This window comes from Pseudomonas sp. BNK-30 (genome assembly GCF_047456185.1).
GTDB lineage: Bacteria > Pseudomonadota > Gammaproteobacteria > Pseudomonadales > Pseudomonadaceae > Aquipseudomonas > Aquipseudomonas putida_E.
This window is the reverse complement of the sequence record NZ_CP179904.1, coordinates 1,413,880-1,426,172: the sequence shown is the minus strand read 5'-3', so window position 1 is coordinate 1,426,172 and position 12,293 is coordinate 1,413,880. Positions and strand designations below refer to the sequence as shown.

The 12,293-nt window shown below is 61.0% G+C and carries 11 protein-coding genes; 3 read left to right on the top strand and 8 right to left on the bottom strand.

The annotated features are described in order from the left end of the window. Positions 1 to 75: 75 nt before the first annotated feature. The 4 genes from ACMGGN_RS06795 to ACMGGN_RS06780 form a co-directional block, all read right to left on the bottom strand. Positions 76 to 1,332 (bottom strand): OprD family porin, encoded by a 1,257-nt coding sequence (locus tag ACMGGN_RS06795; RefSeq protein WP_414156587.1) that lies wholly within the window; start codon positions 1,330 to 1,332, stop codon positions 76 to 78. A gap of 65 nt (positions 1,333 to 1,397) precedes the next feature. Beyond that, complete coding sequence (locus tag ACMGGN_RS06790; protein WP_161871517.1) at positions 1,398 to 2,702, bottom strand: CitMHS family transporter; 1,305 nt, start codon at positions 2,700 to 2,702, stop codon at positions 1,398 to 1,400. Positions 2,703 to 2,826: 124 nt separating this feature from the next. Next, complete coding sequence (locus tag ACMGGN_RS06785) at positions 2,827 to 4,143, bottom strand: dicarboxylate/amino acid:cation symporter (protein ID WP_125924022.1); 1,317 nt, start codon at positions 4,141 to 4,143, stop codon at positions 2,827 to 2,829. A gap of 77 nt (positions 4,144 to 4,220) precedes the next feature. Beyond that, on the bottom strand, positions 4,221 to 5,300 hold the full coding sequence (locus ACMGGN_RS06780; protein WP_174142488.1) for a 4-oxalomesaconate tautomerase: 1,080 nt from the start codon (positions 5,298 to 5,300) through the stop codon (positions 4,221 to 4,223). 147 nt (positions 5,301 to 5,447) lie between these two features. On the opposite strand from ACMGGN_RS06780, the gene ACMGGN_RS06775 reads away from it, so the two are divergent. After that, on the top strand, positions 5,448 to 6,341 hold the full coding sequence (locus ACMGGN_RS06775; protein WP_012315010.1) for a LysR family transcriptional regulator: 894 nt from the start codon (positions 5,448 to 5,450) through the stop codon (positions 6,339 to 6,341). Positions 6,342 to 6,436: 95 nt separating this feature from the next. Here the strand turns inward: ACMGGN_RS06775 and ACMGGN_RS06770 are convergent, their stop codons facing one another. The 3 genes from ACMGGN_RS06770 to ACMGGN_RS06760 form a co-directional block, all read right to left on the bottom strand. After that, positions 6,437 to 7,216 (bottom strand): MetQ/NlpA family ABC transporter substrate-binding protein, encoded by a 780-nt coding sequence (locus tag ACMGGN_RS06770; protein ID WP_012315011.1) that lies wholly within the window; start codon positions 7,214 to 7,216, stop codon positions 6,437 to 6,439. Further along, positions 7,213 to 8,388, bottom strand: a complete 1,176-nt coding sequence (solA, locus tag ACMGGN_RS06765; protein WP_414156586.1) for an N-methyl-L-tryptophan oxidase — start codon at positions 8,386 to 8,388, stop codon at positions 7,213 to 7,215. The genes ACMGGN_RS06770 and solA overlap by 4 nt, the downstream gene beginning before the upstream one ends. A 104-nt stretch (positions 8,389 to 8,492) precedes the next feature. Next, positions 8,493 to 9,737, bottom strand: a complete 1,245-nt coding sequence (locus ACMGGN_RS06760) for an MFS transporter (protein WP_115274412.1) — start codon at positions 9,735 to 9,737, stop codon at positions 8,493 to 8,495. Positions 9,738 to 9,852: 115 nt separating this feature from the next. Between ACMGGN_RS06760 and ACMGGN_RS06755 the strand changes: the two genes are divergently transcribed. Further along, on the top strand, positions 9,853 to 10,782 hold the full coding sequence (locus tag ACMGGN_RS06755; protein ID WP_115275514.1) for a LysR family transcriptional regulator: 930 nt from the start codon (positions 9,853 to 9,855) through the stop codon (positions 10,780 to 10,782). Here ACMGGN_RS06755 and ACMGGN_RS06750 read toward each other — a convergent pair. Beyond that, positions 10,779 to 11,726, bottom strand: coding sequence for a MerR family transcriptional regulator (locus ACMGGN_RS06750; protein ID WP_115274411.1), 948 nt, complete (start codon positions 11,724 to 11,726; stop codon positions 10,779 to 10,781). The genes ACMGGN_RS06755 and ACMGGN_RS06750 overlap by 4 nt on opposite strands. A gap of 96 nt (positions 11,727 to 11,822) precedes the next feature. Between ACMGGN_RS06750 and ACMGGN_RS06745 the strand changes: the two genes are divergently transcribed. Then, entirely contained in the window at positions 11,823 to 12,269 is a 447-nt protein-coding gene (locus ACMGGN_RS06745; protein ID WP_046785752.1) for a PAS domain S-box protein, read from the top strand. Positions 12,270 to 12,293: the final 24 nt, after the last annotated feature.

Below are 12,293 nucleotides of genomic sequence, written 5' to 3'. Positions count from 1 at the left end.
GAATTTGGCTGGCATCGGACAAACGCCTGAAACCGTTGGCGCATTGCCCCAGGCACTGGCGTTTACAGGCCAGTTTCACCAGATGGCAATGTCATAGGTCAGGTAGAGGCGATTGCTGTCCCTTCCGCGGGAATAGTCAGACCTGTAGACATAGTTGCGCAGCCGTACCCCCAGCCCTTTGAGTGCCCCGCCCTGCACCACATACGCAAGCTCGGCGTCACGCTCCCATTCACTCAACCCCTGCGCCCCGGAGCGGCCGTTGTCGCCGCTCAGGTAGCGTGTCATGAAGGTCAGCCCAGGCACGCCTGCGGCGGCAAAGTTGTAGGCATAGCTTGCCATCCAGGTCTTTTCTTCTTCCTCGATGAACTTGCCGATGCCAACGTTGCTGAACGAATACACCGTGGCACCACTGATGTACGGCAGGCCGGCTTCACCGTCCAGCACCTGATACCCGGCGCCGAAGGTGTGCCCTGAATGGGCGTAGGACACCTGTGCGCTGAACATGTCGTTGTCGATGCTGCCGCCGTACGCCGCGCCGCTGTCACGGCTGGTGAAATACCGCAGGTCGGTGGTCAGCACCCCGCCGGCCAGCGCAAGGTCATGTACCAGGCCGGCAAAGTCCTGGCGGTAGAAATGCTCGAGCTGACCGTGGAAGTAGCTCAAGCGCAAGTGCTTGCTGAACGCGTAGTCGGCGCCGGCGAAGCTGAAGTCGCCAGACTCGGCGCCGCCATAACCGTCCAGGTACAAGCCGGTACTGTTGGACGAGTCGCGTTGCTTGAACCGGTCCAGATGCCCGGCAGTGAGCGTCAGCCCCTCGATATCGGTACTCGTCAGCTGCGTACCCTGGTAGGTCTGGGGCAGTACTCGGGCATCGTTGTAGACCAGTACGGGGGTCTTGGGCAGCAAGGTACCGTGCTTGACCACCGTACTACCCAGGCGGGCCTTGGCCGTTACCCCGGCACTGGCTAACTCCTGGGCGGCGCGACCGTCGTCATGCACCGGCAACAGGCCCGTACCGCTGCGGCCACGGCCGGAGTCCAGCCTGACCCCCAAGAGCCCCATCGCATCGAGCCCCAGGCCCAGCGTGCCTTGGGTAAAGCCCGACTGATAGTCGAGCAGGAAGCCTTGCGCCCACTCGGTTCGCTCGCTTTTGGCGGTGGCGGCGGCGCGGGCGCTCATACCCTGCTCGTCGCGGAAATTCTCGTTGAAATAAACGTTGCGCAGTTGCAGTTTGAGCTTGCCGTCATCGACAAAACCGGCAGCGCCGGCAACAGGCAGGCAGCCGCAGAGCAGGCCACAGGCGGCCGCCGCACGCAGAGCAGTTGGGGACATGTTCGGTACTCTGTTGTTGTTTTTGAATGAGTAGAAAGCGGGCGCCAGGCGGCGCCCAGGGCCAATCAGACGAAGAAGGACAAGGCACCGGTGGCCAGAGCCAGCGCGGTGATCACCAGCGAGGTGAGCACCGCCCATTTGACGGTGGCCTTCTGAAAGTCGCCGATATCGCGGTCGACCATGCCCACCAGCAACAGGGTCGAGGCCACCAGAGGGCTCATCAGGTGCACCGGCTGGCCGAGCACCGAAGCGCGGGCGATCTCGACCGGGTCGATGCCGTAGGCGGCAGCCGCGTTGGCCAGGATAGGGACTACGCCAAAGTAGTAGGCATCATTGGACAGGACGAACGTCAGCGGCATGCTGGTGATCGCCACCACCAGCGGGAACCAGTGGCCCCAGGACTGCGGAATCCAGTCCACCAGTGTCTGCGCCAGCGCATCGACCATCTTCGTGCCGGAGAAGATGCCGGCGAAAATCCCTGCGGCAAACACCAGCAGCACGACCGTCATGGCGTTGCCGGAGTGGGCCAGGATGCGCTCTTTCTGCACCTCGAGTTGCGGGTAGTTGATCATCAAGGCAGCGACAAAACCGATCATGAACAGGATCGCTGCGTGCATCACGCCCAGGACCAGCGCGATCATCACCGCCACCACCAGCAACAGGTTGACGTAGGCAAGCCGCGGACGCTTGTGCGGCGTGTCCTCGAGAATCGCCTTGATGTAGCAATTGCCGCCACCGGATTCGAGCTTGATGTTGCCGATGCGTTTGCGTTCGGCACGGCCCAGCAGGAACGCGGTGAAGACTACCCAGGCAGCCCCACCGATCATGGTCGGCAACATCGGGATGAAGTACTCGGTCGCATCGAGCCCCAGCGCGGCGATGGCCCGTGTCGCCGGCCCGCCCCATGGGCTCAGGCCACTCATGATGCTCAGCGAAAGCATCGCCACCGTTGCCAGGATCATCGGGTTCATGCCGATGCGCTTGTACAGCGGCAACATGGCCGCACAGGTGATCATGTAGGTGGTAGTGCCATCACCATCGAGCGCCACCAGCAGCGAAAGCAGTGCAGTGCCGATGGCGATCTTGATCGGGTCGCCATTGACGCGTTTGAGAATCTTGCGGATCAGCGGATCGAACAGCCCTGCGTCGATCATCAGGCCAAAGAACAGAATGGCGAACAACAGCAGTGCAGCCGACGGGGCAACCATCTTCAGGCCGTCGAGCATCATCTTGCCGGTTGTCGGCGCAAACCCGCCGATCACGGCGAACACGATGGGGACTACGGTGAGCGCAACGATCGGCGACAGCCGTTTGCTCATGATGAGGTAGGTGAAGGTCACCACCATGATCAGGCCAAGCAATGCGAGCATGATTGGGTTCTCTTGTTTTTATTCTAGGCGTGGCCATCTGGCGCGCAGGCGGCCCCCTGCCCCACTCGGCATCACAGTGATGCTGAGCGGGGTTCAAGTCAACGAAGGGTGTTACGGGTGATGATCAGCCGTGATGACGGGGCTCTGCAGGCCAACTGGGCGCTGTTGGCGCGGCCTGCCCGGCGAGCGGCTCACGCTCTCCGTTCAGGGTGCGCATCAAGGTATCCCGCTCACAGGCATTTTCCGAAAGCGAGACCACCACGGTGGCAACTGCATTGCTGGCCAGGCTGGTCAGGGCGCGCGCCTCGGACATGAAACGATCGACGCCGATCAGCAGCGCCAAGCCTGCCAGCGGGATGTCGTGGATGACGGTCAGGGTCGAGGCCAGGGCTACGAAGCCACTCCCGGTCACACCGGCAGCGCCCTTGGAAGACAACAGCATGATGGCGAGCATGGTGATGGTCTGCCCCAGGGTCAGGTCGATGTTGCACGCCTGGGCGATGAAGATGGCCGCCAGTGACAGGTAGATCGCCGTGCCATCCAGGTTGAAGGAGTAACCGGTGGGCAGCACCAACCCCACCACCCCTTTTTTGCAGCCCAGTTTTTCCAGCTTCTCCAGCATGCGCGGCAACACCGGCTCGGTAGAAGAAGTACCGAGCACCACCAGAAATTCCTCACGGAAATAACGCAGCAGTTTCCACAGGCTGAACCCATGCGCACGGCAGATGCCACCGAGTACGACGATGACGAAGAAGGCGCAGGCGATGTACAAGGTGCCTACCAGCTTCGCCAGGGCGCCAAGCGAGCTGATGCCGTACTGGCCTACGGTAAAGGCCAAGGCACCGAACGCACCGATCGGCGCGAAGCGCATCAGGTAGCCAAAAATGCGAAACACCATGGCCGACGCGGATTCGAGCACATCCAGCACCGGCTTGCCCTTCTCACCCATCGACGACAGGGCAAAACCGCTGAGTACCGCGATGAACAGCACCGGCAGCACTTCGCCTTTGTTGAATGCGCCGATAAAGGTATCGGGAATGATGTGCATGAAAAAGTCGACCACGCTCAGTTTCGCCGCCGACGCCGCATACTGGCTGAGCCCCTCGGTGCTGAGGGTGGCGGGGTCGATGTTCATGCCCTCGCCGGGACGGAAAAGGTAGACCGCCGCAAGGCCGATGATCAGGCTGACAACGGTCAACCCCAGGAACAGGAGCAAGGTCTTGCTCATCAAGCGCCCCAGCGAACGCTTGTCGGTCATGCCGGCAATCCCGGTGACGATGGTGCAGAACACGACAGGCGCGATCATCATCTTGATCAGCTTGATGAAGGCATCGCCCAGCGGTTTGAGCGCAACGGCCTGTTGCGCCCAGAAATGCCCGACCACTACGCCCAGCACGACGGCGCAGAGAATCTGGAAGTACAGTGATTTTGCGATCTTCATGAGGCATCACCCATTGTTGAAATTGTGCGGATGCGCTTTGTTGCCTGGGTTACCACGGTTTGACGCCAGGCCGGGTTTCAACCGGCCATACGCTGAAAACCAGGGGCGTATACAAAACCGGAGAACAGCCTGCGGGCAGTTCGTACCACCGAGGCCTGAATGGTCTGGCCATCAGGGCCACCGCGCGAAAGCGCGACATCGATACCGCCGCTGGGATGTTCCAGGCGTACTTGGGTGAGTGCTTCGGCAGTATCACCGAGCATGTCCATCACTACAGTGCCTGGGCTGACGCAGGCAGTTGCCAGCCCGATGGACCCTGTGATGGCCAGCGCCCGGTGGCAGTTGTGCGGCATGAAATACCGGACCTGCAGCGTACCGTCAAAGCGTGGTGCCGATATCAGCACGGGCTTTGGGATCACCATGCCGCTGACGTCGCCCAGGCCCATGGCCTTGCCCGCTTTCAGGCGCAGGGCTTCCAGGCGCTGCAGCAGGGCCGTGTTCGCATCCAGTTGCGCTGGGGTTTCCGACCCCGTTACGCCCAGTTGCGCGGCATCGACAATCATCATGGGCATGGCCATGTCGATGCAGGTCACGGGAATACCGTCGATCACATCCTTGGCCTGCCCCGTCGGGAACAGCTTGCCGGTCTTGCTACCCACGGCATCGAGGAAGGTCAGGTGAACCGGGGCGGCAGTGCCCGGCACGCCGTCGATCGCCGTACGCCCTTCGTAGCGCACGATGCCGCCGGGTGTCTCCACCAGCGAATTGACGAAAGTGTTGGTGTTGAGGTTGCGGATACGCACCAGGGTCTTGCCGTCATTGCCCTTGACCAGCCCTTGCTCGATGGCGAAAGGGCCCACGGCACACAGCATGTTGCCGCAGTTGGGGGCGGTATCGACGCGGCGCTGGGCAACCATCACTTGCACGAACAGGTAGTCGACATCGGCGTCGGCATGCAGCGAAGGGCTGATGATGGCCACCTTGCTCGTCTGCGGGCTGCCACCGCCGATGCCGTCGATCTCAAGCTCGTGACCGGAGCCCATCAGGTTGATCAGCAGCTCGTCGCGCTCGACCACATTGGCTGGCAGATCCCACGCATGAAAGAACGGGCCTTTGGAGGTACCGCCGCGCATGAGCACACAAGGAATTCGTTGCATGACTACTGACTCTTGTTGATCAATTGGGGAAATTGATGTTCTGGACACAAGAGTGACAAAGATTGATAAATCGATCCAATGCAAATATCGTCGCCATTGTTGCGTTTAACAAAACAATAAAGCGGTGAATTCCCTTAGGAACACATCATGGAATATGAGCTGCAAGACATAAGATCTTTCGTGAAAATCGCCGAACTTGGCAGCTTTCACGAGGCGGCTGAGGTGCTGCACCTCTCGCAACCTGCGTTGAGCCGGCGGATAAAAAAGCTCGAAGAGGGTCTGGGAACACCCCTGCTCGAGCGAACCACCCGTCGCGTGAGCCTGACCACCGTCGGCCGCGATTTTCTGCCCAAGGCCAGGCGCCTGCTGGATGATTTTGAAGATTCGATCCTGAGCATTCGCGAACTTGCAGAGCGCCAGACCGGCCAGGTGACCCTGGCCTGCATCCCCACCGCCGCGTTCTACTTCCTGCCCTCGGTGATTCGTGACTACAACGAGCAGTACCCGAAAATCCGGATTCGGCTGCTGGACCTCAGTGCCAACGAGGGGCTGGAGGCGGTGCTGCGCGGCGAAGCCGATTTCGGCATCAACATGATGAGCGGCCAGCATCCGGATATCGAGTTCGTGTCGCTGGTGCAGGAGCGTTTCGTGCTGGCCTGCCGGCGCGATCACGAGCTGGCCGACCGCGCGTCGGTCACCTGGACAGAGCTTGCCGATTACCGGCTCATCGGCGTCGGCCGCCTCAGTGGCAACCGCATGTTGCTGGACCATGCGCTGTCCGGGCTCAGTTGGCGGCCGAAGTGGTTCTATGAGGTGCAGCACCTTTCCACCTCGCTGGGCATGGTCGAAGCCGGGCTGGGGGTGTCGGCCATGCCAAGCCTGGCCATGCCGGCTGCCGACCATCCAACGCTGGTGAGCATTCCGCTGATGGAGCCCGAGGTGACGCGCACGCTCGGGCTGGTGTATCGACGTGGGGCCTCGCTTTCACCAGCGGCAGAGAAGTTTGTTTCCATTTTGCTGGAGAAGTGGCCGAACCGTTGATCGGTTGGGGTTACTCAAGAGTCAGGTTTTTAACGGATTGTCCGGGGGCGGGATATCGGGAGGTGGACGCCACAGCAATCCCCAAAGGCCAAAAATCAGAACGCCGGCACAACATCGCCGTGGTAGCGATCCAGGATGAACTGCTTCACCTGAGGCGAATTCAACAATGCCCCAAGCTTCTGTACAGCCGGGTCGCTAGCCTTGTCCCTGCGTACATACAGGTAGTTGGCGTACGGCGATTCCGAGCTTTCGATGAACAACGCATCCTTGTGCGGCTCAAGCTTGGCCTCCAGCGCGTAGTTGGCATTGATCAGCGCCAGGTCCACCTGACCAAGGACGCGCGGCAGCATGGCGGCTTCAAGTTCCTTGAACTTCAGATGCTTCGGATTGCTGGTGATGTCAGCGGCGGTCGCCATGATATTGCCAGGGTCCTTGAGCGTGATCAGCCCCTGCTTGGCAATCAGTAGCAGTGCGCGCCCGGAGTTGGTGGGGTCGTTGGGAATTGCAACGATGGCGCCGTCCTGCAACTCGGCCACAGATTTGACCTTGCTTGAGTAGGCCCCGAACGGTTCGATGTGTACAGCAACAACCGGGACCTGGTCGCTATTGGGCCGGTCTTTCTTGTACGCCTCGTAGTAGGGCTTGCTCTGGAAGTAGTTGGCATCCAGCCGGCCCTCGTCTACCTGGCGGTCAGGCTGGATATAGTCGGTGAAGACCTTGATATCCAGCTCGACCCCCTGCTTGGCCAGCTCAGGTTTGAGGAATTCCAGAATCTCGGCGTGAGGCACAGGCACCACAGCGATCTTGAGCGTTTCAGCCTGTGCAGTACCGAGCGTGGCAGCCAGCAGAGCCAGCGAAAGTGCAATGCGCTTCACGAGAGTTTTCCTTGGAATCGTTGGAGGGTGAACGATGAAAGATCGAGGTCGGTCGAGCCCCGGATGCACCACTGGGCGAATGCCTCGCCCAAGGCGGCGGAGTGTTTGAAACCATGGCCAGAGCACGCTGACACCACCAAGGTGTACTTCAGCGCAGGGTGTTCGTCGATAATGAAGTGGCGATCTGCAGTGACGGTGTAGGCACAAACGGCAGACTTGACGACCTTGTCGGTCACCCCGGCGATACGGCCTTGTACTTGCAACTCGTACATCTCGCGCTCTTCTACCGCGCTCACGGTCCGGTCCAGCAGGTCGGGCAGCGATGCCGTGTGGTATTGGGCCGTGGCGATTTTCAGGCTGCCCTCACCCGGCAGCGCAGGGAAACCGTAATTGATTTTGTCGTCCCCGCGCCCATGGGTCAGGATGAACGTTGGCGATGCACCCTCAAGGCCCGCCTGGGCTTCGAGCTCGAACCAGAACAGCTTCTGCCGGTAGACACGCAGCAAACGGTCGAACGGCTCGCCCAACAAACCACCCGCCCAGTTGCCGGCACTGAACACCAGTTTGCGGGCCTTTAACGTACGCAGGTTGGTGCAGACCGTGACGCCGCTTTCATCCGAGCTGATCTGAGTAACCGTTTCACCTGTGTGCAGCGTTGCCCCGTGTTGCACTGCCAGGCGCAACTGCGCGTCGATGCACCGTTCGGGGCGCACGAAGCCGCCACCGGGCTCGAAGTAGCCGATCGCATCGTCGCGCACGTTGGCAAATTGCGGGAAGCGCTGACGGATCTGTGCAGCGCCAAGCACTTCGTGCTCGATTCCGTAGGCTTGGGCCAGGCCTATGGTGCGCAGGGTGAAATCGCTTATATCGTCCGGATCGAAGTCGGGACTGGAGGTCAGTGCCAGCAAACCGGACTGCTCGAACAACGATTCGCCAGACAGCGCCTCAAGTTCACGCCAGATTTGCTGAGCCCTCTTCACGATGGGAACATACTGGGCACCCTCGCCTACGGAAAGCCGGGTAATGCGCGTATCACCGTGGCTCGAGCCAAAGGTATGCGGTGGGTGGTAGCGATCGACCCCCACCACATCCACGCCCGCCTTGGCCAATTGATAAACGGTGGCGGCCCCCATGGCACCAAGCCCGATGACGACTACTTCGCAGTGCTCCACTGAGTATCGCTCGCTCAAAAAGGCGTTAGTTGAAAGCAGGCGGGCTCAGTAAACAAAGAATTAAAGGGTATATCGATATGCCCTTGAGTAGACCGTGTTCAACCTCAGCTTTCTTTCACTGGCGCGGGTGCCGTTGCGCGAGCGCGTTTAGCAGCATTACCGGACCGATCGCTTGCCATCCACAACAGCAGTGACAAGCCCACCGCCAGCACTGCAATCAGCGCACCCACCCAGCCCAGCGCCGCCAGCCCCAACTGCTCAATGGTGACGCCGCCAATCACAGCGCCCAACCCGATGCCCGCGTTCGCCGCAGAGACGTTCAGCGTGCCGGCGAGGGCCTGCGCTTTGGCGCCTGCGATCATCACGCGCACCTGGCAAACAGGGAACAACGCGGTATACGCAATACCCCACGCGGCCAGGGCCACTACCAGCAGCCACAGCGTATCGACCGCGGGCGGTGCACCCGCCATGCCGGCGCCCAGCACCGTCAACAACACGATGGTCGCGCCAAGCGGGCTGCGGTCGACCAGCCGCCCGCCGATGGCGTTGCCAATCATGCCCACCGCACCGAAGCCCATCAGCCACCAGCCGACCTGCGCGCTGGGCACATGGGCAAGGCGCTCGAGCATGTCAGCCAGGTAGGTGTATGCGCTGAACATGGCAGTGAACACCACCACCGAGAGCGCGACGTGGAAGACGAACTTCGGATCCCGCAGGATGACCGTCTGGCGTTCGCCGCCCGCCCTTTTGGGGGCCTCTGGCAACTGTGGCAGGAACACCCACATCAGCAGCGCAATGACCAGGCAAAGGCCCGAGATCAACCAGAAGGTGCCCCGCCAGCCGAGCGCATCGGCTGCCAGTGTGCCCAAGGGAATGCCGAACACGAACGCCGCCGTGATGCCCAGATAGACCCGGGCGACCGCCTTGCCTTCATTGCCTTTACCCGCCAGCTGGGCTGCCGATTCACTGGCGGTGCCCCAGAACACGGGAAGCGTCGCAGCAGCCAGGATGCGCGACAATGCCATGGTCCAGAAGTCAGTAGCGACCGCCGACAGCGCATTGGATGCGGCGAAGATCAGCAGGACCCCGAGAAACACCTTTTTGCGATCCCAGTGGGATATCGCAGCGGTGAGAAACGGCCCGACAAGCATCACGGTAAAGGCGAACACGGTGACCAACTGACCCGCTTTGGGCACAGTAATACCCAGATCCCGGGCGAGCCCGGGCAAGATGCCGAGAATGATGAATTCGGTGGTCAGCACCGCGAACGCCGCCATCGTGAGGATCAGAATGCTGGTGCCTGCACGGGCATCTGCTGCCCCCGACAGGGACGCAGGGTTGGCATGCATGAGCGAATACTCCAGAACAGGAAAATGGAGCAGGAGGTTATACTGGAATAAAATTATCATCTTGGGTATTTAAGCAAGGATACTTAAGAAATTTATTCAACAGTTGGAGGCGCCATTGCTCAGTGAACAACGCTTGAAGGGCATTGCGGTTTTCATTTGCGTGGCAGAGGCCGGAAGCTTCACTGCTGCGGCCGAACGCATGAGCCTGACCACCTCCGCAGTCAGCAAAAGCGTGGCGCGGCTGGAGCAGCGCCTGAACATGAAGCTCTTCGCACGCACCACACGGCGCCTGGCACTGACCGATACGGGGGCCAATTACTACCAGACCTGCAAGCAGATCCTGGCCAGCCTGGAAGAGGCCGAAATGCAAATGCACAGTGCCCAGACCGAGCCCTGCGGCCGGGTGCGCATTGACCTGCCGGCGTCATACGGCAAACTGCGGGTACTACCGCTGCTCATCGAGTTCATTGCCGAGCATGAACTGCTGATGCCACACATCACGCTCACGGACCGCTTCGTCGATCCCATCGAGCATGACATCGACATCCTGGTGCGCATTGGCGGGCCGCAGACCTGGCCCCAGGGTGTAGAACGGCGGCTGATTGGCATCCAGCAGCACATCTTTTGCGCAGCACCGGGTTATCTGCAACGACGGGGAGTGCCTGAAACGGAGCGGGACCTTCATGAGCACGGGTGCGTGCTTTACGGCAGGACCGACGGCGGTGTGTATCCGCTGCACTTCCCGGGCGCTCATGCCAGTGACAGCGAGCAGCGGGTGGTCTCGGGCCGTATTGCAATCGGCAACGCAGAAGGCCAGCTTGCCATGGTGCTGGCCGGGCTGGGGGTGGCCCAATTGCCCTCCTGGCTGGTGCAGGAACATCTTGACGCTGGCACGCTGGTCCAGATCCTGCCTGAGCTGAGCACCATCGGTCTGCCTATCAACGTTGCATGGCTGAAAAGTCGGCAGTCGCTTCCTAAAGTAGCCGCATTGGTCGATGTGATCTGCGCCAGGCTGAGCCAGCAAGCAGCAGCCAAAGCCGGCTAGAGGGGCTGCTCAGCGCTTTGCTCCCCTTCTGCAGGCTGGGTGGTCGAGAGCTCCAGCGCCCCCCTGAGCAAGGCATTGAGCATCGCGCCTGCCTCGCCTCCCCGCCCCTCCAACAGCCTCAGCGGAATTCCCTTCAGTGCAGTGGCCGACTCGGCCAGGCCATCACCCAGCAGCGCCAATGGGCAGGCGATATCCATCTGCAAGGCGCGCAGACGATCTGCCAGGCCACTGCTCACTGGGGGCTGCACCAGAACCACCAGCGCGGCAGGCGCAATGGCTGCACACAGCAGTGGCAACTCCTCAAGTGGTTGTTCGCTGCTCAGCACGTCGATACGCTGCTGCTCACCGCTCAGCAGCAAGCCGTGGCACAGCAGTTCAAGCTCAGCACTGCCCCCGGTACCGGCCAACAGCACGCGCGGGGCGTTGGCCTGGTTCAACTGCAGGCGCAACAGCAACCGGGCGCGCAGAAAGGCATCGAGAAACAGCCACTGGCTACGCTGGCCGTAAGAGCTGCCCGACTGTAATGTGCGCCACACAGGCATCAGTACGTCGAGCAACACCGTGGTTTTGGGGAACAGGGTGAACAGCTGCCCGTGAATACCCTCGAGCGCCTGGCCATCGAATGTCTGGGTTGCACGTAGCACGGCAGCACGCCACGCGGCAAAGCCATCAGCAGCCGGTTCAACCGTTTGCTCGTATGCGTCTCGCCGTCTGGCCAGCATTTCGCTGACTTTGCTGATCGGCAGGCCACTGGCGGTCCAGCGCAGTATGTCGCGGATGTGCTGGACATCCTGTGCGGTGTACAGGCGATGGCCGCCCTCGGTGCGCTGCGGGCGGATCAGGCCATGACGACGCTCCCAGGCACGCAAGGTCACCGGGTTGACCCCGGTCAGGCTGACAACGTCACGCATTGGCAACAGGTCGGTGAAGGTCGCTTCGTTCATTGCGGCGGGTCATCAGGACGGTTACACATACTAAACCTATAGCTGCATGCAGGCTAAGCTGCGCATAAGCATACGCAACCACTTCGAGGAGGCCCCATGATCGACGCAAAACTCCTGCAATTGATGGTCGAGGCGTCCAACGACGGCATCGTCATTGCCGAGCAGGAAGGAAACGACAGCATCCTCATCTACGTCAACCCCGCCTTCGAGCGCCTGACCGGCTACGCGGCCGATGACATCCTCTATCAGGATTGCCGCTTCCTGCAGGGCCAGGACCATGACCAGGAAGCGCTGGATGCCATTCGCCAGGCCATCCTGGACGGGCGCCCGTGCTGCCAGGTGCTGCGCAATTACCGCAAGGACGGCAGCCTGTTCTGGAATGAACTGTCGATTTCGCCGATACGAAACGAGGCCGATCAGTTGACGTATTACATTGGCATACAGCGTGATGTCACGGCCCAGGTGTTCGCCGAGGAGAGAGTACGAGAGCTGGAAGCGGAGGTCGCCCAATTGCGGCGACAACTGGATGACAGGGACAGCTGACACCCCCGCGCAAAACTGTACAAA

Excerpts from the sequence above, each read along its gene's own strand:
- ACMGGN_RS06795 (WP_414156587.1), bottom strand. The coding sequence starts at position 1,332 with ATGTCCCCAACTGCTCTGCGTGCGGCGGCCGCCTGTGGCCTGCTCTGC.
- ACMGGN_RS06790 (WP_161871517.1), bottom strand. The coding sequence starts at position 2,702 with ATGCTCGCATTGCTTGGCCTGATCATGGTGGTGACCTTCACCTACCTC.
- ACMGGN_RS06785 (WP_125924022.1), bottom strand. The coding sequence starts at position 4,143 with ATGAAGATCGCAAAATCACTGTACTTCCAGATTCTCTGCGCCGTCGTG.
- ACMGGN_RS06780 (WP_174142488.1), bottom strand. The coding sequence starts at position 5,300 with ATGCAACGAATTCCTTGTGTGCTCATGCGCGGCGGTACCTCCAAAGGC.
- ACMGGN_RS06775 (WP_012315010.1), top strand. The coding sequence starts at position 5,448 with ATGGAATATGAGCTGCAAGACATAAGATCTTTCGTGAAAATCGCCGAA.
- ACMGGN_RS06760 (WP_115274412.1), bottom strand. The coding sequence starts at position 9,737 with ATGCATGCCAACCCTGCGTCCCTGTCGGGGGCAGCAGATGCCCGTGCA.
- ACMGGN_RS06750 (WP_115274411.1), bottom strand. The coding sequence starts at position 11,726 with ATGAACGAAGCGACCTTCACCGACCTGTTGCCAATGCGTGACGTTGTC.
- ACMGGN_RS06745 (WP_046785752.1), top strand. The coding sequence starts at position 11,823 with ATGATCGACGCAAAACTCCTGCAATTGATGGTCGAGGCGTCCAACGAC.